General features: G+C 52.0%; 29 protein-coding genes and 1 pseudogene. 15 read left to right on the forward strand and 15 right to left on the reverse strand.

What is annotated here, in order from left to right; translation table 11 throughout:
• Positions 1-2 precede the first annotated feature (2 nt).
• From ACHHZ7_RS14570 to ACHHZ7_RS14600, 7 genes are all read right to left on the reverse strand, one after another.
• Positions 3-254, reverse strand: a complete 252-nt coding sequence (locus ACHHZ7_RS14570) for an acyl carrier protein (protein WP_003827536.1) — start codon at positions 252-254, stop codon at positions 3-5.
• 12 nt (positions 255-266) lie between these two features.
• The gene (locus ACHHZ7_RS14575; RefSeq protein WP_003827537.1) at positions 267-524 is read right to left on the reverse strand and encodes a phosphopantetheine-binding protein; all 258 of its coding nucleotides are present in this window, start codon (positions 522-524) and stop codon (positions 267-269) included.
• On the reverse strand, positions 505-1,320 hold the full coding sequence (locus ACHHZ7_RS14580) for a 1-acyl-sn-glycerol-3-phosphate acyltransferase (RefSeq protein WP_020996071.1): 816 nt from the start codon (positions 1,318-1,320) through the stop codon (positions 505-507). The genes ACHHZ7_RS14575 and ACHHZ7_RS14580 overlap by 20 nt, the downstream gene beginning before the upstream one ends.
• A complete protein-coding gene (locus ACHHZ7_RS14585; protein ID WP_020996072.1) occupies positions 1,320-2,039 on the reverse strand; it encodes a beta-ketoacyl synthase chain length factor in 720 nt (239 codons plus the stop codon). Before ACHHZ7_RS14585 ends, ACHHZ7_RS14580 begins: the two co-directional genes overlap by 1 nt.
• Positions 2,040-2,079: 40 nt before the next feature.
• The gene (locus ACHHZ7_RS14590) at positions 2,080-3,141 is read right to left on the reverse strand and encodes a class I SAM-dependent methyltransferase (RefSeq protein WP_003827540.1); all 1,062 of its coding nucleotides are present in this window, start codon (positions 3,139-3,141) and stop codon (positions 2,080-2,082) included.
• Positions 3,142-3,209: 68 nt separating this feature from the next.
• Positions 3,210-3,587: a hypothetical protein gene (locus ACHHZ7_RS14595; protein ID WP_122973818.1), complete on the reverse strand. Its 378-nt coding sequence runs from the start codon at positions 3,585-3,587 to the stop codon at positions 3,210-3,212.
• 471 nt (positions 3,588-4,058) lie between these two features.
• The gene (locus tag ACHHZ7_RS14600; RefSeq protein ID WP_008786374.1) at positions 4,059-5,105 is read right to left on the reverse strand and encodes an AI-2E family transporter; all 1,047 of its coding nucleotides are present in this window, start codon (positions 5,103-5,105) and stop codon (positions 4,059-4,061) included.
• Positions 5,106-5,238: 133 nt separating this feature from the next.
• Here ACHHZ7_RS14600 and ACHHZ7_RS14605 point away from each other — a divergent pair, with 133 nt between their 5' ends.
• Positions 5,239-6,456 (forward strand): MFS transporter, encoded by a 1,218-nt coding sequence (locus ACHHZ7_RS14605; protein WP_003827545.1) that lies wholly within the window; start codon positions 5,239-5,241, stop codon positions 6,454-6,456.
• A 3-nt stretch (positions 6,457-6,459) separates the two neighbouring features.
• Here ACHHZ7_RS14605 and ACHHZ7_RS14610 read toward each other — a convergent pair whose 3' ends face one another.
• A complete protein-coding gene (locus tag ACHHZ7_RS14610; protein WP_003827547.1) occupies positions 6,460-7,017 on the reverse strand; it encodes a DcrB family lipoprotein in 558 nt (185 codons plus the stop codon).
• Between the two features lie 72 nt (positions 7,018-7,089).
• Complete coding sequence (locus ACHHZ7_RS14615) at positions 7,090-7,755, reverse strand: 7-cyano-7-deazaguanine/7-aminomethyl-7-deazaguanine transporter (RefSeq protein ID WP_395149126.1); 666 nt, start codon at positions 7,753-7,755, stop codon at positions 7,090-7,092.
• A 168-nt stretch (positions 7,756-7,923) separates the two neighbouring features.
• Between ACHHZ7_RS14615 and tusA the strand changes: the two genes are divergently transcribed.
• Positions 7,924-8,169 (forward strand): sulfurtransferase TusA, encoded by a 246-nt coding sequence (gene tusA, locus ACHHZ7_RS14620; RefSeq protein WP_003827551.1) that lies wholly within the window; start codon positions 7,924-7,926, stop codon positions 8,167-8,169.
• A gap of 98 nt (positions 8,170-8,267) precedes the next feature.
• Here the strand turns inward: tusA and zntA are convergent, their stop codons facing one another.
• Both zntA and ACHHZ7_RS14630 read right to left on the reverse strand, forming a co-directional pair.
• Positions 8,268-10,466 (reverse strand): Zn(II)/Cd(II)/Pb(II) translocating P-type ATPase ZntA, encoded by a 2,199-nt coding sequence (gene zntA, locus ACHHZ7_RS14625; RefSeq protein WP_060682898.1) that lies wholly within the window; start codon positions 10,464-10,466, stop codon positions 8,268-8,270.
• A 74-nt stretch (positions 10,467-10,540) separates the two neighbouring features.
• Positions 10,541-11,167 (reverse strand): lysoplasmalogenase, encoded by a 627-nt coding sequence (locus ACHHZ7_RS14630; RefSeq protein WP_003827558.1) that lies wholly within the window; start codon positions 11,165-11,167, stop codon positions 10,541-10,543.
• 141 nt (positions 11,168-11,308) lie between these two features.
• Between ACHHZ7_RS14630 and ACHHZ7_RS14635 the strand changes: the two genes are divergently transcribed.
• From ACHHZ7_RS14635 to ACHHZ7_RS14650, 4 genes are all read left to right on the forward strand, one after another.
• Entirely contained in the window at positions 11,309-11,668 is a 360-nt protein-coding gene (locus ACHHZ7_RS14635) for a DUF2500 domain-containing protein (protein ID WP_060682897.1), read from the forward strand.
• Between the two features lie 238 nt (positions 11,669-11,906).
• A complete protein-coding gene (locus ACHHZ7_RS14640; protein ID WP_008786370.1) occupies positions 11,907-12,386 on the forward strand; it encodes an Hcp family type VI secretion system effector in 480 nt (159 codons plus the stop codon).
• Positions 12,387-12,392: 6 nt separating this feature from the next.
• Positions 12,393-13,274: a hypothetical protein gene (locus ACHHZ7_RS14645; protein WP_225623072.1), complete on the forward strand. Its 882-nt coding sequence runs from the start codon at positions 12,393-12,395 to the stop codon at positions 13,272-13,274.
• The gene (locus tag ACHHZ7_RS14650; protein ID WP_060682895.1) at positions 13,258-13,785 is read left to right on the forward strand and encodes a DUF1240 domain-containing protein; all 528 of its coding nucleotides are present in this window, start codon (positions 13,258-13,260) and stop codon (positions 13,783-13,785) included. The genes ACHHZ7_RS14645 and ACHHZ7_RS14650 overlap by 17 nt, the downstream gene beginning before the upstream one ends.
• Positions 13,786-13,842: 57 nt before the next feature.
• Here the strand turns inward: ACHHZ7_RS14650 and ACHHZ7_RS14655 are convergent, their stop codons facing one another.
• Positions 13,843-14,118 (reverse strand): DUF1145 family protein, encoded by a 276-nt coding sequence (locus ACHHZ7_RS14655; RefSeq protein WP_003023415.1) that lies wholly within the window; start codon positions 14,116-14,118, stop codon positions 13,843-13,845.
• A complete protein-coding gene (rsmD, locus tag ACHHZ7_RS14660) occupies positions 14,108-14,704 on the reverse strand; it encodes a 16S rRNA (guanine(966)-N(2))-methyltransferase (RefSeq protein ID WP_003827565.1) in 597 nt (198 codons plus the stop codon). Before rsmD ends, ACHHZ7_RS14655 begins: the two co-directional genes overlap by 11 nt.
• 276 nt (positions 14,705-14,980) lie before the next feature.
• Here rsmD and ftsY point away from each other — a divergent pair, with 276 nt between their 5' ends.
• The 5 genes from ftsY (at position 14,981) to livJ (ending at position 20,778) form a co-directional block, all read left to right on the forward strand.
• Positions 14,981-16,507: a signal recognition particle-docking protein FtsY gene (gene ftsY / locus ACHHZ7_RS14665; RefSeq protein ID WP_008786366.1), complete on the forward strand. Its 1,527-nt coding sequence runs from the start codon at positions 14,981-14,983 to the stop codon at positions 16,505-16,507.
• A 2-nt stretch (positions 16,508-16,509) separates the two neighbouring features.
• Entirely contained in the window at positions 16,510-17,178 is a 669-nt protein-coding gene (gene ftsE / locus ACHHZ7_RS14670; protein WP_003023420.1) for a cell division ATP-binding protein FtsE, read from the forward strand.
• Positions 17,171-18,229 carry a permease-like cell division protein FtsX gene (gene ftsX / locus ACHHZ7_RS14675; RefSeq protein WP_003837835.1) on the forward strand — a complete coding sequence of 353 codons (1,059 nt, stop codon included), beginning with the start codon at positions 17,171-17,173 and terminating at the stop codon, positions 18,227-18,229. Before ftsE ends, ftsX begins: the two co-directional genes overlap by 8 nt.
• Before the next feature lie 270 nt (positions 18,230-18,499).
• Positions 18,500-19,354, forward strand: a complete 855-nt coding sequence (gene rpoH / locus ACHHZ7_RS14680) for an RNA polymerase sigma factor RpoH (RefSeq protein ID WP_003023425.1) — start codon at positions 18,500-18,502, stop codon at positions 19,352-19,354.
• 320 nt (positions 19,355-19,674) lie between these two features.
• A complete protein-coding gene (gene livJ, locus ACHHZ7_RS14685) occupies positions 19,675-20,778 on the forward strand; it encodes a branched chain amino acid ABC transporter substrate-binding protein LivJ (protein WP_139153507.1) in 1,104 nt (367 codons plus the stop codon).
• Between the two features lie 83 nt (positions 20,779-20,861).
• Here livJ and ACHHZ7_RS14690 read toward each other — a convergent pair.
• Positions 20,862-20,989, reverse strand: a pseudogene (locus ACHHZ7_RS14690) (hypothetical protein).
• On the reverse strand, positions 20,974-21,357 hold the full coding sequence (panM, locus tag ACHHZ7_RS14695; protein ID WP_060683761.1) for an aspartate 1-decarboxylase autocleavage activator PanM: 384 nt from the start codon (positions 21,355-21,357) through the stop codon (positions 20,974-20,976). Before panM ends, ACHHZ7_RS14690 begins: the two are co-directional and overlap by 16 nt.
• 423 nt (positions 21,358-21,780) lie before the next feature.
• On the opposite strand from panM, the gene livK reads away from it, so the two are divergent.
• From livK to livG, 4 genes are all read left to right on the forward strand, one after another.
• The gene (livK, locus tag ACHHZ7_RS14700; RefSeq protein ID WP_003023433.1) at positions 21,781-22,890 is read left to right on the forward strand and encodes a high-affinity branched-chain amino acid ABC transporter substrate-binding protein LivK; all 1,110 of its coding nucleotides are present in this window, start codon (positions 21,781-21,783) and stop codon (positions 22,888-22,890) included.
• 61 nt (positions 22,891-22,951) lie between these two features.
• Positions 22,952-23,878 (forward strand): high-affinity branched-chain amino acid ABC transporter permease LivH, encoded by a 927-nt coding sequence (gene livH / locus ACHHZ7_RS14705; RefSeq protein ID WP_003827575.1) that lies wholly within the window; start codon positions 22,952-22,954, stop codon positions 23,876-23,878.
• A complete protein-coding gene (gene livM, locus ACHHZ7_RS14710) occupies positions 23,875-25,152 on the forward strand; it encodes a branched chain amino acid ABC transporter permease LivM (protein ID WP_060682894.1) in 1,278 nt (425 codons plus the stop codon). Before livH ends, livM begins: the two co-directional genes overlap by 4 nt.
• Positions 25,149-25,916 carry a high-affinity branched-chain amino acid ABC transporter ATP-binding protein LivG gene (gene livG, locus ACHHZ7_RS14715; RefSeq protein WP_003023438.1) on the forward strand — a complete coding sequence of 256 codons (768 nt, stop codon included), beginning with the start codon at positions 25,149-25,151 and terminating at the stop codon, positions 25,914-25,916. The genes livM and livG overlap by 4 nt, the downstream gene beginning before the upstream one ends.
• The last annotated feature ends 14 nt before the right edge of the window (positions 25,917-25,930 follow it).

Here is a 25,930-nt window from a genome sequence, read left to right on the forward strand (position 1 = left end):
AATTACGCTTCTTTGAGAAGGCGTTCTACCGCATCGACGACATCTTGTACGGTGCGTACTGCTTTGAACTCTTCCGGCTTGATTTTCTTACCGGTTTTCTTTTGCAGATGCACGATCATGTCGACGGCATCGATGCTATCGAGTTCCAAATCTTCGTACAGGCGCGCCTCAGGCTTGATATCTTGCGGGTCAACTTCAAACAGCTTGACCAGCAGCGAGGAGACTTCTGCGTAAATGGCTTTTTGTTCGGTCATAACGGACTATCCTCAGGCACGTTGCGCGTGAATGAAAGATGCCAGCGTGGCGACGGAGAAGAAGTGCTGACGCATTTCTTCGCTCTCTGCTGAGAGGATCACGCCATACTCGTTTTTCACCGCCAGACCCAGCTCCAGGGCATCGATTGAGTCCAGACCTAAGCCATCGCCAAAGAGTGCCGCTTCGGTTTCAATATCATCAGCTGTCAGTTCGTCGAGATTCAATGTCGTTATAATGAGATTTTTGATTTCAAGATAAAGCGCTTGCATCATTAATTCCTGAAAGAGGTAAAGTACCTGGTTGTAATTGAAGCAAAAGATGCCGGTTCAACTGCCTTGCGGCCAGCGCCGGTTCTTGTGAGTTTGCGTCGTAAAATTGGTCGATCTTAACCCGTTCGTGTACTGAAATGGTAAACATCGGTTTTACAGATGGGACGTTGTACCATTGGCTTTCTTTATCCAGCATTTGTTCGCTGCAGTTAATAGTCACTATGCGTAAATCACTGCTGCAGCGCACGGCGATATTCGCCGCACCACGCTGTAACGTCATTGCTTCTCCGGGGCGTGTACGGGTTCCCTCGGGGAAAATTAAAATGGTATCGCCTTGCTCCAGACGTTGCTGGCAAGCGGGCAATAGCGCATCAGCCTGGCTGTTAATCAGATAATCTGCGGCCCGGACTACGCCGCCGAGAAAAGGATTTTTCAGTAGTGCACTTTTCACCAGACAGTCGGTTTCTGGCATGACCGAGGCCAGTAGGACATAGTCGATCAGCGTCGGGTGGTTGGCGACGACAAGACACCCTTGTTCGTTGCGTAAAATGTCTCGCCCTTCAATCTGGTAATCCAGCACGCCAAGCCGCTTCGCCACGGTTAAGAAGAGACGAAAACTGGCGGCGATACTGCGTCTGGCGATACGCCGACGTCGGGCTTTATCCCATACCGCGATCAGCAGGACGTTAAACCAAATCGTAGATAGGAGGAGCCCGCCGAGGCCAAACAGGGCAAAGCAAAAACCGGTCATCACCAGTCGCCATACCCGGTTAAGCCGCAGGATCATCGTGTTCATCACTGACTCCACTGCCACTGTACGCGTTCGCCAGGCAGGGTAAACGCCCTGGCATCTTGTAAGTAATGTTGTAAAAACAACAGGCTTTGCGGCAACGTTGTCTCGTCCTGTGCGCTGTGTGGACGGGTTTCACATTGCCAGCTATCACCGGATTCAATAACCAGCGCGACGGCAAACGGCCACGTTGGCATGTCTGGTGGTAACTGTGGGTGATAAAACTCGGGCAGAAAACCGTCGAAATCGACCATCAATACGCGCTGATATCCCGCCTGCAACAGCCCGATGACTTCGCATAACCCCTGCTGGAATGTATCCCTGCCAGCAGAAAGCGAGGAGGAGACAATCGGTTTTTTTGCGGCGATGGTCAAGTTACCCACAGCAGAGTTATGGACAGAAAGGGCAAAATCGGTCGGTGAGAGCGCTTGCTCAGTCGCAAGAGCGTGTAGGATCCTGTAGTTACGCTCCAGTTCACCATGGCGGCTGGTATACAAAACGGCATTGATATCATGACGGCGTAGCATCGCCAGACCGCAATCGACGGCCAGTTTGCTGCCGGAACTGAGGCGGCGAGCTGTCATCATCGGTAACTCATGGAGCTTAGCCAACGGCGCGGTGGGATCGATGGCGTGCGAAAGCCGTGACCATTCATGCCACTGTTCTGTTTCGCTTAACCCTGGTGCCTTGGCCTGCCAGTCAATAATGTTGAAAGCAAATTTCATCAACGCGTATCCGCGGTAAATCGGTTGTTCCGATTGTTTCTTATTTTTTCTTCTGACATATCAATAAAGTATGCCCAACACCTAAGTTGTCGTGGCGTTCATCTACCTGAAAACCTGCCTGATTCAGATAGTGATAAAACTTCTCTACGCTGTAGAAACGGCTGTTGCCATTCGCCATACAGGTAAAATAAAGCGAAGACGCATTCAGGCTAAATGAGGCCGCCTCAAATTTTTGGGCATCCCAAAACAGCTCCATAATGCACAGCTTCGCGCCCGGTTTCATCACCCGAGCAACGTTGCTTAGCATAGCGATAATTTGTTCCGGGGAAAAACAGTCCAGGAATTGGCTCATCCACCAGATATCAGCGCCGTCAGGTAAAGGCGAGTCGCTAAGCATATCCACAGCATGGAAATTTATGCGATGAGATAATCCTGCATTTTCTATATTTTCGCGGGCAAGTGCAATTTGTTGCGGCAAATCTAAGAGGGTGACTGTAATATTGTCATCATGCTGACAACAACGTAATGCCCATTTTCCGGTATTTCCACCGACATCGTACAGGGTTGCAGGGGCGCTGGCGAATACATATGGCAATGCGGCATCAAATGCGCCATCTGAATAGTAATGATCAAAAGCAAACCAACTTTCACGCGCAGCCAGCGGTAATTGTGATAGCGCAGGATAGATTGTTGGCCAGTCGCCAAAAATTTTTAGTCCCGCGGGTTTTCCATCTTTCAACGCATTTTCAAGATAGAACAATCCTTGGTAGCAAACATCCTGAGTGAAGTCCATATTCACGCGCGTCATGGTGTCATGTAAAAGAAAATGACCGACTTTAGCGAGGTAATAATATCCTTCTTTGTGGGTAATGATTCGCCCACTTAACCCCATATCCAACAGGATGCTGGCGGCATATTCGTTGATGGTGCTGTTTTCGGTAATTTCGTCGAGCGTGGCGCCGCGTTTACCTTGCTTGTCTAGCCAGGTGAGTACTCCCGCATTTCGCAGACACAACGCGGTTTGAAAAAGCATAGGGGCAAAGGCGATACGTTGTGCTTCAGTAATGGCATCCAGTGCGCTAAGCGAATCCTGTTCGTACATGTGGGGACAACCTGTTAAATGGCAGATAATAAGAGTATCGGGCCTTTTCGGCCCGACTTTAGGCATAATTACAGATTGGCGCCGGCTGACAGATTAAGCTGGATGTCTTTATCCAGATTGCGTACCCAGCGGTTATAGTTTTTGTGAATTTTTCCACCAGATGCCTGCAGGTTGAGGCTGCTGTCGTATTTGATGTCATAGCTGGTGGCGGTATAAGTGATACGGACTTCAGCTACATGATCGCGGGTTTGTTGGCGAGCTTTAATAACACCTGGTCCGACTTCAGACATAACCCATTGGCGTTGAATACCGGCTTTCAGGATCGCGGTTTTAACCTGGTCCTGAGTATGCCCCGCGCTCACACTGGTGTGAACTTGATCAATCGGCGCAGTACGTGCACAACCCGCCAGAGCACCGACAACGGCAATGGCCGCAAACCACTTAATATACTGTTTCATTAAAGCTCCCTATCAAAGTACCGTTTATACGTGTTAAATAATAAACTCCGAAATCATGGGCACCTTGTATTGCCTATGATTATATTTAAGCTAAATTAGCATTTTATTTCATATAGTTGGTAGCAAGGTAATGAGATGACCGGATAGTAATATCCCAAGACTTTCTTCAACGGAAATTTTTCAGCATCATCATTGGCGAGAAGTATAGATTTTTAGAGAAAATGTATCAAATAAAATAACCTTTAAAGCTAAGTAGATAGCTTAAGTTAAATGCTTTGGGGGGTATTCATTATTTTTATGCGTTTTGGTAAAGAAACCATCATCTTGACTTATGTATTTTCTTTATAAAAAATGAAATCCCTTTCACTCTTTATTTAAGATAAGCTTCTATATATAACTGCGTTAGCGTCATTTTAACGGTCATATAAAAATATAAAAACTACCTCGGTTGGTAGTTTTTCAGGGAAGCCGGCTTTTGGGCCTGCCGGGCCCCAGCAAAATCGCCAGTTTGCTGCCGCCTGTGGTGGTTTCCATCCAGATTTTACATACGCTGGTTAACGGCACGGAGAGCAACATGCCGACCGGACCGAGCAGCCATCCCCATACCAACAGAGAGAGGAAGACGATTAACGTCGATAATCCCAGCCGATGCCCCATCATTCGGGGTTCGAGAATATTGCCAATCACCATATGCACCACCAGAAACAGTGCGCCAACCAACAGACATTCGTAAATGCCATTAAAAAGCAGTGCCTGGATCATGGGCGGGACGGCGGAAATGACCGAGCCAATGTTGGGCACGTAGTTTAACAGGAATGCCAGTACGCCCCACATCAGAGCAAACTGAATCCCCATCAGTGCCAGTCCCAGCCAGATTATGGCACCGGTCCATAAGCTGAGCAGCGTTTTCAGCGCCAGATAGTGTGACACACCCTTCAGCGCTCGATGTAGCCCCGCAATGTGGATTTGCGGATTATTCAACGCAAAACGCATCTTATAGGGGACATGACGCACCTCAAACAGCATAAAAACTACCGTCATCACCAGCAGAAAGACGCTGGCCATGGCACCAGAAAGACTCGTCATCAGCGTGGTTGTGAAGGTCATCAGCTTGTCAGAGTCCATGCGTTGCAGTATACGTTCCGGGGACATATGCAGATTCAGAAAAGGCACCATCTCTTGCAAATACAGAACCTTGCGCGTTAGCTCCTTATTGTATTTTGGCAGCAGGTCCATGAATTCAGTGATTGACGACGCCAGCACGCCAACCAACGCCGTAAGAACGATCAGCATCACCACCACGACTAAGGTAATAGCGATTGGGCGACCGACTCCCCGGCGGATAAACCAGGTGACCAGTGGATTCAATACAATGGCAAAAAAGAGGGCCAGCAGCAGCTGCACAATGATATCCGCCGCAGCATGGATACCTGCGAGGATCACCACCAGAGCGGCCAGTTTGAGCAAAATGTGCAAACCCGTTTTATCGGGCTGGGTGGTTATCATGTCTTCTTCCTGTTTGCGTTTTTGCATTAAGTGTAGCGGCTGGCTTGCGACTGATATTCCTAAACTGGCTACTGATTTCTGCTCTGCAACATGGTAGAAATGAAACACTGTTGTGAAAACGTGGTGACCCTCCATGCCCGAACCCGTCGCTGAACCGACGCTTAGCGGTTTACGCCTGAACCTGCGTATTGTTTCTGTGGTGATGTTTAACTTCGCCAGCTACCTGACCATCGGCCTGCCGCTCGCGGTGTTGCCTGGCTACGTCCATGATGTAATGGGATTTAGTGCTTTCTGGGCTGGGCTGGTCATCAGCCTGCAATATTTCGCTACGCTGCTGAGCCGTCCACATGCCGGTCGCTATGCCGATCTGCTGGGGCCAAAGAAGATTGTGGTATTTGGGCTGTGCGGCTGCTTTTTAAGTGGCCTGGGCTATTTACTGGCGGGATCAACGAACGGCTGGCCGTTGGCCAGTCTGCTGCTGCTATGTCTGGGGCGCGTGATTCTCGGGATCGGGCAAAGCTTTGCCGGGACCGGCTCTACGCTGTGGGGCGTGGGGGTGGTTGGCTCAATGCACATCGGACGGGTGATTTCCTGGAATGGTATCGTGACCTATGGCGCGATGGCGATAGGCGCGCCGCTGGGTGTTCTGTTTTATGCCTGGGGTGGCTTACAGGGGCTGGCGCTGACCGTGATGGGCGTGGCACTGTTGGCAATCCTGCTGGCGCTCCCTCGTCCGGCGGTGAAGGCCAGCAAAGGCAAACCGTTGCCATTTCGCGCGGTGCTTGGGCGCGTCTGGTTGTATGGTATGGCGCTGGCCCTGGCCTCCGCCGGATTTGGGGTAATCGCTACCTTCATTACCTTGTTCTATGATGCCAAAGGCTGGGATGGCGCCGCATTCGCGCTGACGCTTTTTAGCTGCACGTTTGTTGGTACTCGTTTGTTGTTCCCAAATGGTATCAACCGTTTAGGCGGGCTGAATGTGGCGATGATCTGCTTTAGCGTCGAGATTGTCGGGCTGTTACTGGTCGGGATGGCTTCGATGCCGTGGATGGCGAAAATCGGCGTTCTGCTGGCCGGGGCTGGGTTCTCACTGGTTTTCCCGGCGCTGGGCGTGGTGGCGGTAAAAGCCGTTCCGCAGCAAAATCAGGGTGCTGCGCTGGCGACCTACACGGTGTTTATGGATTTATCGCTGGGGGTTACCGGGCCGCTGGCCGGGCTGGTCATGACGTGGGCGGGTGTGCCGGTTATCTATCTGGCAGCGGCAGGGCTGGTAGCGGTGGCGTTATTGCTGACCTGGCGGTTAAAAAAACGGCCTCAGGTGGTGTCACCGGAGGCCGCGTCATCGTCTTAACCGTTACTGGATAACCAGCGTGTTAATGATGTTTTCTGCGGTCGTCTGCGCTTTTTGCTGATCGTCAGCAGGCAGCGTGATTTGCAGCGTCAGCAGTTGGTTGTCCACTTTACCCAACACCACGGAAGAGTATGCGGTCTGGCCTTTGGCCGAGATGATGCTGTCTAACTGCTGCAGCGTGTGGCCTTTCAGCTCAATAGATTTATTGGTGACGACCTGCAGCTGCGGATCACGGCTACGCTGCTGATCTTCCAGACGTTTTGCCAGCACGGCCAGATCTTCGTTGGTGTTGTCGCCAACAATCACAATCACCGCTTTCTGGCCGGTTGCGTCAGAATATACGTGCATATTGTTCGCCTGGGTGCCCAGCTTGCCGCTTTGATCGGTCATATCCGCTGGCAGGGAAAAACTGAGTTTGCCGTCCAGCAGGCTGACCGGTTGTCCGGTGGCGTTACTTTCTGCGGCAGCACCCTCGGCTGGCGCTTTTGTATCGCTATTATCACAGGCCGCAAGCCCCATAACCAGCAGGCCAATACCGACATATTTAACCAGATTGCGCATTGACTTCTTCCTTTCGATAAACGGCCATAACGGCTCATTCGTCCATCTTATCACAACTCGGAAAATGAACCTTTAACTCGTCTGCAATGCAGAGATTTCAGATTTATCTGCCAGCCTTTTCAGTAACATATTCAGCAACACGCCATACATTGGCAGGAAGAAAATAATGCTGATCAGCACTTTGAAGCAGTAATCGACCAGTGCGATTTCCATCCAGTGCTCGGCCATAAAGGCATCCGGGCTACGCCAGAAAGCGATAAAGAAGAAGGCCAACGTATCGCTGATATTGCCAAACAGCGTGGACGCCGTCGGTGCCAGCCACCAGCGAGGGTTCTGACGCAGGCGGTTAAAGACATGCACATCCAGAATTTGTCCCAGCGCGTAGGCCATAAAGCTGGCGGCGGCGATACGGGCGACAAACAGGTTAAAGTGCAGCAGTGCGCCGAATCCTTGCCACGATCCCATATAGAACAGTGATGAAACGACATAGGAGATCAGCAGCGCGGGGATCATAACCGCAAAGATGATACGTCGAGCCAGCGGCGCGCCAAAAATACGCACGGTCAGGTCGGTCGCGAGGAAAATAAACGGAAAGCTAAACGCGCCCCATGTGGTATGGAAACCAAAAATGGAGATTGGAAGCTGCACCAGATAGTTGCTGGAGGTGATCACCAGCAGATGAAATAGCGATAGCCAGAACAACGCTTTTACGCGCTGAGTTTGTGTAAACGGAGTCATATTGTGACCTTTTTGTTGGATGGGGTGAGGGAACCCAATAAAAAACCGTCGCATGATACTGCTTTAAGAGCACATTGCAATGGTTGTTTTTCACGCAATCGTTAACCTGATTGGCTTACGCCACAACAGAGCGTAAAATAACGCCGTTTTTGTATGAATGAGACGACGATGAGCGACCTGTTTACTTCCCCCGACCATACTCTTGATGCCCAGGGGCTGCGCTGCCCGGAACCGGTAATGATGGTACGTAAAACCGTACGCGGCATGCAGGCCGGTGAAACGCTGCTGATTGTCGCCGACGATCCGGCAACAACCCGCGATATTCCTGGCTTCTGTACCTTTATGGAACATGAGCTGGTGGCCAAAGAGACCGACTCGCTGCCGTACCGCTATCTGGTGCGCAAAGGCCAGTAATCTTGTTATGCCGGATGGCGCTAACGCTTATCCGGCCTATAAAGACTGAGTAACCTGTAGGCCTGATAAGCGAAGCGCCATCAGGCGAGAAACAGGCACTACCCTTTACGCAACAACCGCAGCGCGTTCGCGGTCACCAGCACCGTCGCCCCCGTATCCGCCAGCACCGCCAGCCACAGTCCGGTTATCCCGAGCAGCGTGGTGACGAGGAAAATCCCCTTCAGACCCAGCGCAATCGCAATGTTCTGGCGAATATTGGCGTGGGTGGCCCGCGCCAGCTGAATCATTTGCACCAGACCACGCAGACGGTTGTGGGTCAGAGCGGCATCGGCGGTCTCCAGCGCGACGTCGGTCCCGCTTCCCATCGCAATACCAATTGTGGCCGCTTTCATTGCCGGAGCGTCGTTGATGCCGTCGCCGACCATCGCCAGCGGCGACTGTTGGTTAAGATGGGTAACGGCCTGCACCTTATCTTCCGGCAAGAGTCCCGCTTTGAATTCGAGACCCAGTTCACCGGCAATGGCGGCGGCCGCACGCGGGTTATCACCGGTCAGGATCACGCCTTTCACACCTATCTGATTAAGCTCGCTGATGGCGCTGCGAGCGTCATCGCGCAGCGTGTCCTGTAGGGCCAGTACGCCGAGAACGGTATCGTTACGCAGCACCAACACCACCGTTTGGCCCGCGCTTTCCAGCTCGCTAATCTGCCCGGCAAAGGCGTCGGCAGGCTGCTTACCAGCGGCGCAAATCAGTACGCGTTCGCCGTTGACCAGCGCTTCAATTCCAGAGCCAACCAGCGCCCGTTGCTCTTTTGCGACAGGAATAGTCAGCTCGCGCGTTTGTGCTTCCCGAACAATTGCTTGTGCCAGCGGGTGCGTCGCGCCTTGCTCTACCGCTGCCGCCAGTGCCAGCAATTCAGCCTCACCAATACCGCTTGCCGGATGAATCGCCGTGACGCGTGGTTTACCGACGGTCAGGGTGCCGGTTTTATCAAACGCCACCTGCGTGACTCTACCCAACTGTTCCAGCGCGGCTCCGCCTTTGATTAATGCCCCACGACGCGCCGCAGCGGCCAGACCAGAGGTAATGGCTGCGGGCGTTGAAATCACCAATGCACAAGGGCAGCCAATCAGCAGCAGCGTCAGCCCTTTATAAATCCACTCCTGCCAGGATGCGGCAAAAAGCAGTGGCGGTACGAGGGTGACCAGCAGCGCAACCGCCATAATGGCTGGAGTGTAAATCCGGCTGAAACGGTCAATGAAGCGCTCAATGGGAGCGCGGCGTTCTTCCGCTTCTTCAATCAGCTTCAGAATACGGTCAATCGCGCTGGCACCCGGCTCGGAGAGCACTTCCAGCGTAACCAGACGGTCCACGCTGGTGGCACCCGCCGGGACTTTCTCGCCGGTGGCGCGTTCAACCGGGATCGATTCGCCGGTCAGGGCGCTCTCATCAAAGCTGGCAAAGCCGGAGACCAGTTTGCCGTCGGCAGGTAAACGCCCACCCGCGGCAACCTCAATAACATCGCCAGGCCGGAGGGTATTGATAGCCACCTCTTCGCGCTCGCCGTTACGCAGGCGTGTGGCGGTTTCCGGTTTGAGCGCCATCAGTGCGCTGACCCCTTTACGGGCGCGGCTGGCGGCCCAACCTTCCAGACGCTCGCCAATTAAAAACAGCAGCAGCACCATAGCGGCTTCCGCCGTCGCGCCGATAAACAGTGCGCCAATGGCGGCGACGCTCATCAACGTTTCAATGGCAAAGTAGCTGCCGGTTTTCATCAGACGCAGGGCCTGACGGGCAATGGGATACAGGCCGACCAGCGTGGTGGCGATAAACGCTATCTGACCGAAGGGATGATTGAACTGCTCCAGCCCCCAGCTAATCGCCATCATAATAATCAGCGAAATCAGCGGCAGGTTTTCTTTAAAACGTGACTCGGGTGCGGCGTCCGTCGCGTGCTCATCGCGCAGGGTATAGCCTGCTTTTTGCACCGCGTTTTCAACTTGCTGGCGGATATCGGAACCGGCATCGACCACCAGTTTTTCAGTGGCGAACAGAACCTGGACCTGGTTGACGCCGCTGACCTGGCGGACCGCATTCTCTACTTTGCGGGCGCAAGCTGCGCAGTCCATGCCTGCCACTTTCCAGGAATAGCGGGTACCTATTACGGTATCGGATACGGTTGGTGTAGTGGAGCAGCTTCCTTCGCAGCAGCAGTCATCCGCCTTTTGTGGTGCAGGAGCTGGCTTGAAAGAAGAGAATTGTGGGACTTTTTTGCCACGGGTATCGGGTGTCGACATGGCATCCTCCGGTTGATAATCATTTCGTATTAACCGGAGGATACACTCTGGAGTCGACTCCAGAGTCAAGCGTTTTAAAGATACAACGAACGAACAATCAGGAAATGTCCGGCGAAGTAGCAGGCGGCGGCAATGGCGTTATCAGCGCGGAAGCGGCGACGGTAATGGCTACCCAGCCAGACAATGTTGCCGATGAACAGGAGGGATGCGCCCATAAATGCCGACAGCGCCGGGGCGGTCGGTCGAAAGAACCACAGTTCACCGGCCATCCAGACCATCATCAGCGTGATGCCGATAAAGGTGCAGATAGCGACACGCAGCTCTTCCAGACGCGTCCAGATCACGGCGATCAGCAACGCCCCCAGCACTACCAGCACCAACGGCAAAGGCCAGAAGAACGACAGCGTCATTTGGCTGGCGAAGTAGATGGTATACAGCAGATGCGACAGGAAGAATGCCCCCACGGCGTACAGCAGGCGTTGGCGCGGTAACAGCGTCAGCGCATCGCCCAGCAGCGAGGCAAGCAGGCCAGCCAGCACCAGATAGCTGATAGCGTTAAACATTGGCGCCTGCCAGGCCAGCAGTGCCAGCAGGAGTAACGTCAGGGGCTTAAAGACCCAGCGTTGCCAGGCAGGTCCACGATAGGAAGCATCCACGAACAACCATGCGGAAAGACAGACAGCGATAAACGACCAAAGCATCTTAGTTCCTTGAATTCGTTATTTTTTCGTAAGCGGGGTGCTCACGGCTCTACTGTCCAGTGTAGAGGTCGACACAGCCAGATGACAACACCATAACAGGCGATGTATGCTTATTTCCGCATTTTCTGATGGGTTAATAATATGAGCAAACCACCACTTTTTTTCATTGTTATCATTGTCTTAATCGTTATCGCTGCGTCGTTTCGCTTTGTTCAGCAGCGGCGAGAAAAAGCCGATAATGATGCGGCGCCGCTGGTGCAAAAGCAGGTGGTGGTAAGTAACAAACGGGAAAAACCGCTAAACGATCGGCGATCCCGTCAGCAGGAAGTAACCCCGGCAGGAACCAGCATGCGCTATGAAGCCAGCTTTAAGCCACAAAACGGGGGGATGGAGCAGACGTTTCGTCTGGATGCCCAGCAGTACCACGCGTTAACGGTCGGGGATAAAGGCACGCTGAGTTACAAAGGTTCGCGATTTGTTGATTTTACGCATGGGCAATAAAGCCGATCGGCACTGTATTTATCTTGCCAGTGCCGATAATAAATTCAACTGAAATATATAACACTATTCAAATATAGTTATTATCTATTCTTCTGTGAAAATAACGTTGGCATTATGTTTTTTTGTGTGACTAAAATATCGATTGTATCACTATTCTGCTATCCGCCTTTCACTATCCTATTATTCCAACGTTGTCGCATGAATATAAACATGTAATTTAAATGGCTAAGGAATTGAAATGGCGAATACAATGTGGTTGACCTTGAATGGGCAGGCGCAGGGATTGATTTCTGCTGGCTGTGCATCGGTAAATTCGATAGGAAATAAATCACAAACGGCCCACCGTGATCAGATAATGGTCATGACAGTGAATCATGGCATGAGTCGGGTACAAAATGTGAACCATCAATGTTTGACGTTTATAAAGCCAGTAGATAAATCCTCGCCGTTATTAGGGAAAGCCATAACTGACAATGAAACATTGAACTGTGAATTTAGCTTCTATCGCACGAGTCCTGCGGGTTTAAATGAGTGTTATTACGCGATAAAACTTATCAATGCCAGAATATCCAGCATCCATTTACAGGTGCCTCATACTATCGATGACAGTGCGGGTCAGCCAGAAGAAGTCATTGAGCTTTCCTATGAGTCAATTACCTGGGATCACATTATGGCGGGAACCAGTGCATACAGCCTTTGGGATGAGCGAATTTATTAAGGAATAATGATGGAAAGGTATTATGACTGGATAGGAAATCACCGTGAAGATATTCTTAGAGGAAATAACTGGCAACGTAATCAGTGTATTGAGAACGAAATCAGAACGCTGAAAAATAATCTGAATAGCAATACACAACACATTATGCTGCTAACGCTTGAAGAGGCGCAGGGCGTGATTGATGATTTGCTGGGCAGCAAATCTGTCAGTTTTTCGACCAATTATGCAGGTAATATCAAAGATGCGGCTGATGCGACTAAAAAGCTGTCGAAGCTTTTTTCTTATCAACAGGCCGGAAAGATTGTCTTCACTTTAAAAGGCCTTGGGATTAAAGCAACGCAATATGCTTATCAGGGAAAGCTGTATGTGAAGATTACGGGCTACCCTTCTCTGCGGCGCATTCTTAACGGAACCCGTTACCGGATAAATCATCCTAAAGTACTTGAAGTGGGCATTGGCAGCGCCGGGTTTCGAAATGGCATAATGTCAGGGGCCAAATTCTGTATCTGGTTTTCCGCATGCTGGCGGTTGATTGAGCTGGCCTTTAAATCAGAGTATGACGTTGCCGCATTGCTGGGAAACGTGACGATGGATGTGGCGAAGGTGATTGTGAGTGTTTTTGTCTCGCAATCAGTGGGTAGTACTCTTGGGTTAGCTGTACCTCTATTGTTCTCTAGCGCCGCCGTTCCGGTTTGGGGAGAAATTGTCGGTGTCGTTGTATTAGGTTTTATTATTACCTGGTCTCTGAATGAAGTGGACAACAAATATGAGCTATCAGACAAACTGATAGCGTGTATTCGTGAGGGACTTAAAGAACGGCAAAGAATCGAAGAGAGGAACATCCAACGGCTGGGGTACAGAAGCTCCCTTTATGGCGGAAATTATTGACATGAAGCATAATATTAATCTGGTGAATATTAAGAAAAGATGCAACTTATTTCTCTGTATATTCATTTTTGGGGGGGGGACTTGGGTGGAGTATATTGCCAGCGTACCGGATCTCACCGATCTCATTGAATCCAGAAGCATCGTCTATTTTTTCTGGGGTTCATTTTGCATGTTTTTCATGATTCCGGTGACGGGTTGCTTTACTTTGGGCACTGCCTATCTGGCTTTTGCGAAAAGCATGCAGCCGCCAAAATTCTTCGACAGGACATTTACCATTGTTTTCCACGTCGCGGGGGTAGGATTTGTTATTGGTAATATTTTCTCTTTTATTGTTATTTTTTATCCTCTTGGTACTAACTATGTTTTATGTGAGCGTCCAGGCCCGACGTCTGGCACCTATTACACCCGGACCGAAGAGATTTGCGAGCAGGTGAAACACCTGCGGAAAACAAGAGCCAGTAAAGATATTCCAAAACTGAAAGATCAACTGGACGGTATATTACCACCGTGATGGTGAGTTGCAGGCCCAGCCCGGCCCGCAACGTGCCGCCGGGCGAAAAGATCACAGCTACTTCTTCAACTGATCTTTAATCTTCTTCTGCCACACCAGTAGCTCAAAGACGCCGAACAGAAAAATACGGATTTTCTCTCCGTTGGTCATCTGCGGGCCATCTTTAGGCATGGTGCTTTTTAGCAGCGCCAGCTGCATGCCATGCATCAGCACCATAAATATCAGTGCGACGTTAACGAAGATGTTAAGCGGGCGTGGAAAGGGTTGGAAAATATTCAGTAGTAAAAATGCCCAGACGCACAGCATCAGCAGGCGTCCCAGGTTAATCAGCATCGTGTTCTCCTCGTGCTTCACGTTGGTACAGGCGATAGGCGACCTGTCCGGCGACTTTCTCACGGTATAGCGACCAGTTCACCGGAACCGGCGGTAAGCCGTTTTCTACTTCGCTTTCAACGTAAATATACGCTTCATTTGCCAGCCAGCCATGAGTTTCCAGAAGAGTTAATGTTTCTTCCAGTAATCCTTTGCGAAACGGCGGGTCAACAAATACCACGTTATGCGGCGTACCTGCCTGAGCCAAAAATGTCAGCGTATTGGTATTGACGACGCGGGCATGGGAGGCTTTTAGCGTGGCGAGATTCTTTTGTAGCTGCTGAGATACCGCGCGATCCATCTCCAGAAGCGTCGCATTTGCCGCATAGCGAGAGAGGGCTTCCAGCCCCAGCGCGCCGCTGCCGGCGAAGCAGTCCAGACAGTGAGCATCGACCATTACCGGGGCCAGCCAGTTAAACAACGTTTCGCGCACACGGTCGGTGGTCGGACGTAAGCCGGGGCTGTCCGGAACCGGGAGTTTACGGCCACGCCATTGCCCGCCAATAATGCGGATCTGGCCGCTACCAGAGTGATTCGGTTTTTTCATTTCTATTATTGCTCAATCCGCCTATAGCATGTCATTCCAGGCGGTGATGTGAGTTAAGTTAACCCGTCGCCTTTCAAGTTACCTCTTCGTTGGCTGCACTTACTCACTCGAATCACTTACTAAAAGTAAGCTCATCGGGATTCGTGCGCTTGCCGCCTTGACGTAACTCGAAATTCATTGGGTATAAGTGATAGACTATTTCATCATTTTTTTAGCTGCTATGTACATAGCGTTGACGCTGTGCCATGAAGCAACAGCGGGGGAGTGTAGTCGCAAATGGCGAAAGAGAAAAAACGTGGCTTTTTTTCCTGGCTGGGCTTTGGTCAAAAAGAGCAGGCACCGGAAAACGAGACAGAAGTAAAAAACGAAGAACAACAACCGGTTGCTGAAGAAACTACCGTCGTTGACGAACAACCGCACGTCGAGGAAACCCGTAGCGAGGCTGAAACGCAAGCCTTTGCAGCTGAAGTCGTTGAAGTAACTGAACAGGTTGCGGAAATCGAAAAACTGCAGCCGGAAGAAGAACCTGTCGCCGAACAAGCGCAGCCGGAGATTGAGCCGGTTGCTGAACCCGTTGCTGAAACTGTAGTGGAAACGCCAGCAGCGGTGGTTATCGAACGCGAAGAATTGCCGCTGCCGGAAGAGGTGAAAACTGAAGAAGTTTCTGCCGAAGAATGGCAGGCCGAAGCGGAAACCGTGGAAATCGTTGAGGCGGCTGAAGAAGAAGCTGAAAACGAACCGCAACTGACCGACGAAGAGCTGGAAGCACAGGCGCTGGCCGCTGAGGCTGCTGAAGAAGCGGTTATGGTGGTGCCGGTAGAAGAACCTGCTGTAGAAGAACCGGTAGAAGAAGAGGTGGTCCAGGAGCAGGAAAAACCAACCAAAGAAGGTTTCTTTGCGCGTCTGAAACGCAGCCTGCTGAAAACAAAAGAAAACCTCGGTTCCGGATTTATCAGTCTGTTCCGTGGTAAAAAAATCGACGATGATCTGTTTGAAGAGCTGGAAGAGCAGCTGCTGATCGCTGATGTGGGTGTAGAAACGACCCGCAAGATCATTGCGAATCTGACGGAAGGCGCCAGCCGTAAGCAGCTTAAAGATGCGGAAGCGCTGTACGGTCTGTTGAAAGAAGAGATGGGCGAGATTCTGGCGAAGGTTGACGAACCGCTGAACGTTGATGGCAAAACACCATTTGTTATCTTAATGGTTGGCGTCAACGGCGTGGGCAAAACCACCACTATTGGTAAGCTGGCGCGTCAGTTTGAGCAGCAGGGTAAATCGGTAATGCTGGCGGCAGGTGATACTTTCCGTGCGGCGGCGGTAGAACAGCTGCAGGTTTGGGGTCAGCGTAACAACATCCCGGTGATTGCTCAGCATACTGGCGCGGATTCCGCGTCCGTTATCTTTGATGCCATCCAGGCGGCGAAGGCGCGTAACGTAGACGTGCTGATCGCTGATACCGCAGGGCGTTTGCAGAATAAATCGCACCTGATGGAAGAATTGAAAAAAATCGTTCGCGTCATGAAGAAGCTGGACGAAGATGCGCCGCATGAAGTTATGCTGACTATCGACGCCAGCACCGGGCAGAATGCGATAAGCCAGGCCAAACTGTTCCATGAAGCGGTGGGCTTAACCGGTATCACCCTGACCAAGCTGGACGGTACGGCGAAGGGCGGGGTTATCTTCTCGGTAGCCGATCAGTTTGGCATCCCTATCCGCTATATCGGTGTGGGCGAACGTATCGAGGATTTACGTCCGTTTAAAGCGGACGATTTTATAGAGGCACTTTTTGCCCGAGAGGATTAACAATGATTCGCTTTGAACATGTCAGCAAGGCCTATCTCGGTGGGAGACAAGCGCTGCAGGGAGTGACCTTCCATATGCAGCCTGGCGAGATGGCGTTTCTGACCGGCCACTCCGGCGCGGGGAAAAGTACCCTGCTGAAGCTGATTTGTGGAATTGAACGGCCCAGCGCCGGGAAAATCTACTTTAGCGGGCATGACATCAGCCGTTTGAAAAACCGTGAAGTGCCGTTTCTGCGTCGTCAGATTGGCATGATTTTTCAGGATCACCACCTGTTGATGGACAGAACCGTGTTTGACAACGTGGCAATCCCGCTAATCATCGCGGGTGCCAGCGGGGACGATATTCGTCGTCGCGTGTCAGCGGCGCTGGATAAGGTCGGGCTGTTGGACAAAGCGAAAAACTTCCCGATTCAGCTCTCCGGCGGTGAACAACAACGCGTCGGCATCGCCCGTGCGGTGGTGAACAAACCTGCGGTGCTGCTGGCGGATGAACCAACGGGGAACCTGGATGACGCGCTGTCAGAAGGGATCCTTCGCCTGTTCGAAGAGTTTAACCGCGTCGGGGTCACGGTATTAATGGCCACGCACGATATTGGCCTGATCTCCCGTCGCTCCTATCGCCAAATGGTTCTGAGCGATGGACATCTGCATGGAGGCCTGGCGCATGAATAGACGTGACGCTATTAACCAAATCAAACAGTTCGGTGGCCGACTGGATCGCTTTCGTAAATCGGGCGGTGCGCCGGGTGACGGCGGTCGCAACGCGCCAAAGCGTGCGAAAGCCGCGCCAAAGCCGAATTCGCGTAAAACCAATGTCTTTAACGAGCAGGTACGTTATGCGTTTCAGGGCGCGTTACAGGACCTGAAAAGCAAGCCGCTGGCGACGTTTCTGACGGTGATGGTCATTGCCATCTCCCTGACGCTGCCAAGCGTGTGCTACATGGTTTATAAGAACGTAAACCATGCGGCAAGCCAGTATTATCCGTCTCCGCAGATCACCGTTTACCTGCAAAAAACGCTGGATGATGATGCGGCGGCGCGGGTGGTTGGTCAGTTGCAGGCCGAGCAGGGCGTGGAGAAAGTGAATTATCTTTCTCGTGACGACGCGCTGGGTGAATTCCGCAACTGGTCTGGCTTTGGCGGCGCGCTGGATATGCTGGAAGAGAACCCGCTTCCGGCCGTGGCGGTTGTTATCCCGAAACTGGACTTCCAGGGTACGGAGTCGCTGAACACGCTGCGTGACCGCATCGCACAAATCAACGGTATTGATGAAGTGCGAATGGATGACAGCTGGTTCGCTCGCCTGGCGGCGCTGACGGGCCTTGTCGGACGCGTTTCCGCGATGATTGGCGTGCTGATGGTGGCGGCGGTCTTCCTCGTCATCGGTAACAGCGTGCGGCTGAGTATTTTTGCGCGTCGCGATACCATTAACGTGCAAAAACTGATTGGCGCGACGGATGGATTTATCCTGCGTCCGTTCCTCTACGGCGGTGCACTGCTCGGTTTTTCCGGTGCATTTCTTTCACTGATTTTGTCAGAAATTTTGGTGATGCGTCTGTCGTCAGCGGTAACTGAAGTGGCGCAGGTTTTTGGAACCAAGTTTGATATCAATGGCTTATCATTCGACGAGTGCCTGTTATTGCTGCTGGTGTGCTCAATGATTGGCTGGGTGGCAGCCTGGCTTGCCACGGTTCAACATTTACGCCACTTTACCCCCGATTAAAAAATCTCTGGTATAATCTTTCCCTGCACTGAGTAGTTCGCTCTGCAGGGAAAGAGTCCCTGTGATCTCTTCCCGGCGTATTCATTGTGATGTCACATTTTGTGCGTAATCTATACACATTACGACATGGAACTTGTGGATAAAATCACTGTCTGATAAAAGATTGAATGATATTCTCGTTGCTCATAAGCTCTGGCATGGTTGTTGCTACTGGTTTTTGTTAATTAGTTTTTAGCCAATGCGCCAGATGAAAAGATTGAGAGGATTTGAATGACCAAAGAAATGCAAAATTTAGCTTTAGCCCCTGTTGGTAACCTGGAATCTTACATCCGGGCTGCGAACGCGTGGCCGATGTTGTCGGCTGACGAGGAGCGGGCACTGGCTGAAAAGCTGCATTACCAGGGCGATCTGGAAGCAGCTAAAACGCTGATCCTGTCTCACCTGCGCTTTGTTGTTCATGTTGCTCGTAATTATGCGGGCTATGGCCTGCCGCAGGCGGATCTGATTCAGGAAGGTAATATCGGCCTGATGAAAGCCGTGCGCCGTTTCAACCCGGAAGTGGGTGTGCGCCTGGTTTCCTTCGCCGTGCATTGGATCAAAGCTGAGATCCACGAATACGTCCTGCGTAACTGGCGTATCGTTAAAGTTGCGACCACCAAAGCACAGCGTAAGCTGTTCTTTAACCTGCGTAAAACCAAGCAGCGTCTGGGCTGGTTTAACCAGGACGAAGTTGAAATGGTTGCTCGCGAGCTGGGTGTTTCCAGCAAAGACGTGCGCGAAATGGAATCCCGTATGGCGGCACAGGACATGACGTTTGACATGTCTTCAGACGATGAGTCTGACAGCCAGCCGATGGCCCCGGTGCTGTATCTGCAGGATAAATCTTCTAACTTTGCCGACGGCATTGAAGAAGATAACTGGGAAGATCAGGCCGCGAACAAACTGACCCACGCAATGGAAGGTCTGGACGAGCGTAGCCAGGACATCATTCGTGCCCGTTGGCTGGACGAAGACAACAAGTCGACGTTGCAGGAACTGGCCGATCGCTACGGCGTTTCCGCTGAACGTGTTCGTCAGCTTGAAAAGAACGCCATGAAAAAACTGCGCGCGGCGATCGAAGCGTAATCTTCGCGCATTGCCAATGAACCCTCGAATGTGAATTCGGGGGTTTTGTTTTTTGTAGGCCGGATAAGGCGTTTACGCTGCCATCCGGCAACACCTTTGCCCGATGGCGCTTTGCTTATCGGGCCTACGACCTTTCCTCCCCTCCCCAGATACGAATTTGTTATCTGGATGTAAATTTAGCTATTCCAAAATAATAAAAATCGGGTATGTTTTAGCAGAGTATGCTGCTAAAGCACGGGTGGCTATCCAATAATCGAAATAAAGTGCTGAACAACAACATCACAACACACGTAATAACCACAATAATGGGGATTGTCAGGATGAATATGAAGGGTAAAGCGTTATTGGCAGGATGTATCGCCCTGTCTTTGAGCAATATGGCGTTTGCTAAGGATATTAAAGTTGCCGTCGTCGGCGCGATGTCCGGTCCGGTAGCGCAGTATGGCGATCAGGAATTTACTGGCGCAGAGCAGGCGATTGCAGATATCAACGCCAAAGGCGGCGTGAAAGGCGACAAACTGGTCATGGTGAAATATGACGATGCCTGTGACCCGAAACAAGCGGTAGCGGTAGCTAACAAAGTGGTCAACGACGGGATTAAATATGTTATCGGCCACCTGTGCTCGTCTTCCACTCAGCCTGCGTCAGATATCTATGAAGACGAAGGCATTCTGATGATCACCCCAGCGGCAACGGCGCCTGAGCTGACCGCGCGCGGCTATAACCTGGTGATGCGTACCACCGGTCTGGATTCCGATCAGGGACCAACCGCTGCCAAATATATCGTTGAAAAAGTGAAGCCGAAGCGCATTGCGATCGTTCACGACAAACAACAGTACGGCGAAGGCCTGGCGCGTTCCGTGCAGGACAACCTCAAGAAAGCCAACGCTGACGTGGTGTTCTTCGACGGGATCACCGCTGGCGAGAAAGATTTCTCTACGCTGGTGGCGCGTCTGAAGAAAGAGAATATCGATTTCGTTTACTACGGTGGTTACCACCCGGAAATGGGACAGATTCTGCGCCAGGCACGCGCTGCGGGTCTGAAAACCCAGTTTATGGGGCCAGAAGGGGTAGCGAACGTGTCGTTGTCTAACATCGCGGGTGAGTCTGCAGAAGGCTTACTGGTAACGAAACCGAAGAACTACGATCAGGTTCCGGCGAACAAACCGATCGTGGACGCGATAAAAGCCAAGAAACAGGATCCGAGCGGCGCATTCGTATGGACCACCTACGCCGCGCTGCAATCCTTGCAGGCAGGTCTGAACCAGTCTGACGACCCGGCTGAAATTGCCAAATACCTGAAAGCAAACTCAGTGGAAACCGTAATGGGGCCGCTGTCATGGGATGCGAAGGGCGATCTGAAAGGCTTCGAATTCGGCGTGTTTGACTGGCATGCAAACGGGACGGCGACCGACGCCAAATAATTTTCCTGGCGCCTTTCGCGCTGCAGATGCGTTGGCTACGTTATTCAACCCCGGTCACTTACTTATGTAAGCTCCCGGGGACTTCATAACTTGCCGCCTTCCTGCAACGTGAAATTCTTGGAAAATTGCGAGATGGTTTTTTATTTTTTGCTCCCAGCATGTAGGCCGGATAAGCGTCAGCGCCATCCGGCTTTTTTATCTTTTTTCCCAGCCATTCTCCTGGGCTGTAAACCCTAACGCCTGCATAAACGCGGCCATCACGCAGCGGTCTTCAACGCCGACGTCGGCCATCCACCATGAACTCACGTCAGGGTTTTCCCGGATGACTTCTTCGATCAAATACTGCCCGACGCCGCGACGGCGGGTGATATCGCGTACGCGCAATGAATCTAATGCACCTTGCGTGCCGCTCAGGGTTACGCGAACTGCGCCTAACAGACGCTCGTTAAAGCGTGCGGCGTAGATCCGGTGCGTTTCATCTACGCTTAACGATGAGGCGGAATATTCCGGCCAGATTTTGCCCAGATCAATCTGGTCCTGGTCGCTAAAGTTATCTAAACGAACGATGGTCAGCTTCATTAACAGCATGTCCAAATCACAAAAGATGGAATGAGTGTACCGAAATAATTCGCCCGGATGCTTTCTCTTTTTTATGTGAATAACCAGATTAATAATTTTGTAACAACGGTAATGACAGTTTGAAACCGTAGAGATTGAAAAACAGGCAGAATAATACCCTGGAATGCAGCATTTTATTCGGCTCTTTGTACCGTTATTTTATGCTGACAAACGTGCTTTTTTTTGTTTATCTATAGTGAAAAGCAGAATATTATCTTTTCTTAATCGACTGAAAAATAGAGATTTTAGCCTGATTTTGCTTAAAAAACTGCGCTAAACCATTAATGAGACTGGTAAAAATAGTGTAGTTCAAAAAAAGCACAGACTGCTTTTTAACCACATAAATACAAAATATTAATTACGTCACGAATGGGGATTCAGGTAATGAAACGGAATGCGAAAACAATCATCGCAGGGGTGATAGCACTGGCAATGTCACACGCGGTCATGGCGGAAGATATCAAGGTCGCTGTTGTCGGCGCGATGTCAGGTCCGGTCGCGCAGTGGGGCGATATGGAATTTAATGGCGCACGTCAGGCCATTAAAGATATCAATGCCAAAGGCGGGGTCAAAGGCGACAAACTGGTCGCTGTGGAATATGACGACGCCTGCGATCCGAAACAGGCCGTTGCGGTAGCGAACAAAATCGTCAATGACGGTATTCAGTACGTTATTGGACATCTGTGCTCATCTTCCACGCAGCCCGCATCAGATATCTATGAAGATGAAGGCATTCTGATGATTTCTCCGGGTGCCACAAACCCGGAACTGACCCAGCGCGGTTACGCTCACATTATGCGTACAGCGGGTCTGGACTCCTCTCAGGGGCCGACCGCCGCGAAATACATTCTGGAGAAGGTGAAGCCACAGCGTATCGCCATCATTCACGATAAACAGCAATACGGTGAAGGTCTGGCGCGTTCGGTGCAGGACAGCCTGAAAGCGGGCAAAGCCAACATCGTTTTCTTTGACGGTATCACCGCCGGGGAAAAAGATTTTTCTGCGCTGATCGCTCGCCTGAAAAAAGAAAATATCGACTTTGTTTATTACGGCGGCTACTACCCGGAAATGGGGCAAATGCTGCGCCAGGCGCGTTCCGTCGGACTGAAAACCCAGTTTATGGGACCTGAGGGCGTCGGCAATGCGTCGCTGTCTAACATCGCCGGTGATGCTGCTGAAGGCATGCTGGTAACCATGCCAAAACGCTATGACCAGGATCCGGCGAATAAGGCTATCGTCGATGCGCTCAAAGCTGACAAGAAAGATCCAACCGGACCATACGTGTGGATCACTTATGCAGCCGTCCAGTCATTGGCGACAGCAATGGATCGCAGCGGTAGTAAAGAGCCGCTGGACCTGGTGAAAGATCTGAAAGCACACGGGGCTGATACCGTGATTGGGCCGCTGAAATGGGATGAAAAAGGCGATTTGAAGGGATTTGAGTTTGGTGTCTTCCAGTGGCATGCAGACGGTTCTTCGACCGTCGCGAAGTAATACCTGAAGACGAGTTATCCCACCGCCCGTGCAAAACGGGCGGGTTTAAAAAGGTTACCTTATGTCCGAGCAGTTCCTCTATTTCTTGCAGCAGATGTTTAACGGCGTCACGCTGGGAAGCACCTACGCGCTGATCGCCATCGGTTACACGATGGTGTACGGCATTATCGGCATGATCAACTTCGCCCACGGCGAGGTGTATATGATCGGCAGCTATGTCTCCTTTATGATCATCGCAGCGCTAATGATGATGGGCATCGATTCCAGCTGGCTACTGGTCGCGGCGGGCTTCGTCGGCGCGATTGTCATTGCCAGCGCCTACGGCTGGAGCATTGAACGCGTGGCGTATCGGCCCGTGCGCAGCTCCAAGCGCCTGATCGCGCTGATTTCCGCTATCGGGATGTCCATCTTCCTGCAAAACTACGTCAGCCTGACGGAAGGTTCGCGCGACGTGGCGCTGCCCAGCCTGTTTAATGGCCAGTGGACTGTCGGCAGTAGCGATAACTTCTCTGCTTCCATCACCACCATGCAGTTGGTTATCTGGATCGTAACCTTCCTGGCAATGCTGGCGCTGACGCTGTTTATCCGTTACTCCCGTATGGGCCGCGCCTGCCGTGCCTGTGCAGAAGACCTGAAGATGGCCAGCCTGCTCGGCATCAATACCGATCGCGTGATTGCGCTGACCTTTGTGATTGGCGCAGCAATGGCGGCGGTAGCGGGCGTGCTGCTCGGTCAGTTCTATGGCGTAATTAACCCTTACATCGGCTTTATGGCCGGGATGAAGGCCTTTACCGCGGCGGTACTGGGCGGCATCGGCAGCATTCCAGGGGCGATGATCGGCGGCCTGATTCTGGGCGTTGCGGAAGCGCTCTCCTCTGCTTATCTGAGTACCGAATACAAAGACGTCGTTTCATTCGCGCTGCTGATTTTGGTGCTGCTGGTGATGCCGACCGGTATTCTGGGTCGCCCGGAGGTAGAGAAAGTATGAAACCGATGCATTTTGCAATGGCGCTGCTCTCTGCCGCTATGTTCTTCGTCCTGGCGAGCGTCTTTATGGGCGTTCAGTTAGAGCTGGACGGTACCAAGCTGGTGGTCGATACCGCCGCGGATATCCGCTGGCAGTGGGTGTTTATCGGCACTGGCGTGGTCTTTCTTTTCCAACTGCTGCGTCCAGCCTTCCAGAAAGGCCTGAAGAGCGTCTCCGGACCAAAGTTTATTCTGCCGGCGATTGATGGCTCCACCGTTAAACAGAAGCTGTTCCTGGTGGCGCTGCTGGTGATTGCCGTGGCGTGGCCGTTTATGGTGTCACGCGGTACGGTGGATATCGCCACGCTGACGATGATTTATATCATCCTCGGCCTCGGCTTAAACGTGGTGGTAGGGCTTTCGGGCCTGCTGGTGCTGGGCTACGGCGGCTTCTATGCCATCGGCGCTTACACCTTCGCGCTGCTGAACCACTATTACGGACTCGGCTTCTGGACTTGTCTGCCGCTGGCGGGACTGGTTTCCGCTGCTGCGGGCTTCCTGCTCGGCTTCCCGGTACTGCGCCTGCGCGGTGATTATCTGGCGATTGTGACCTTAGGCTTCGGCGAAATCGTCCGCATCCTGCTGCTCAACAACACCGAAGTAACCGGCGGTCCAAACGGTATTAGCCAGATCCCGAAACCGACCTTTTTCGGTCTGGAGTTCAGCCGTACCGCCCGTGAAGGCGGTTGGGATACCTTCAGCAACTTCTTTAACGTCAAGTACGATCCGTCTGACCGCGTCATTTTCCTCTATCTGGTGGCGCTGCTGCTGGTGGTCTTCTCGTTGTTTGTTATTAACCGTTTGCTGCGTATGCCGCTGGGTCGTGCGTGGGAAGCGCTGCGTGAAGATGAAATTGCCTGTCGCTCGCTGGGCTTAAACCCTACGCGCATTAAGCTGACAGCCTTTACCATCAGCGCCGCATTTGCCGGTTTTGCCGGTACGCTGTTTGCCGCGCGCCAGGGCTTCGTCAGCCCGGAATCCTTCACCTTTGCCGAGTCGGCCTTTGTGCTGGCGATTGTGGTACTGGGCGGAATGGGCTCACAGTTTGCGGTGATCCTCGCAGCTATCCTGCTGGTGGTGTCACGCGAGCTGATGCGTGATTTCAACGAATACAGCATGTTAATGCTGGGTGGTTTAATGGTACTGATGATGATCTGGCGTCCGCAGGGCTTGTTGCCGATGACCCGTCCACAGTTGAAGCTGAAAAACGGGGAAGCAAAAGGAGAGCAGGCATGAGTCAGCCATTATTATCCGTTAACGGCCTGATGATGCGCTTCGGCGGTCTGCTGGCGGTAAACAACGTTGAACTGGAACTGCGACCGCAGGAGATTGTCTCGTTAATCGGCCCGAACGGTGCGGGGAAAACCACGGTCTTTAACTGTCTGACCGGTTTTTATAAGCCGACCGGCGGGACGATTAAGCTGCGCGACCAGCACCTGGAAGGGCTGCCGGGTCAGCAAATCGCGCGTATGGGCGTGGTACGTACTTTCCAGCACGTGCGTCTGTTTCGCGAAATGACGGTGATTGAAAACCTGCTGGTGGCGCAACATCAGCAACTGAAAACCGGCGTCTTCTCCGGCCTGTTGAAAACCCCGTCGTTCCGTCGCGCGCAGAGTGAAGCGTTGGATCGCGCCGCTACCTGGCTGGAGCGTATTGGCTTGCTGGAGCATGCCAACCGTCAGGCCAGTAACCTGGCCTATGGCGATCAGCGCCGTCTGGAAATTGCCCGCTGCATGGTGACCCAGCCGGAAATCCTGATGCTCGACGAACCCGCTGCTGGACTCAACCCGAAAGAGACCAAAGAGCTGGACGAGCTGATTGCTGAACTGCGTAACCATCACAACACCACCATTTTGTTGATTGAGCACGACATGAAGCTGGTGATGGGGATTTCTGACCGTATTTACGTGGTGAACCAGGGCACGCCGCTGGCGAATGGGACGCCGGAACAGATTCGTAATAACCCGGATGTTATCCGCGCCTATTTAGGTGAAGCATAATGGGGGCGAGGATT

Origin of the sequence: Citrobacter freundii complex sp. 2024EL-00216 (assembly GCF_043945515.1) — a bacterium.
Taxonomy (GTDB): domain Bacteria; phylum Pseudomonadota; class Gammaproteobacteria; order Enterobacterales; family Enterobacteriaceae; genus Citrobacter; species Citrobacter portucalensis.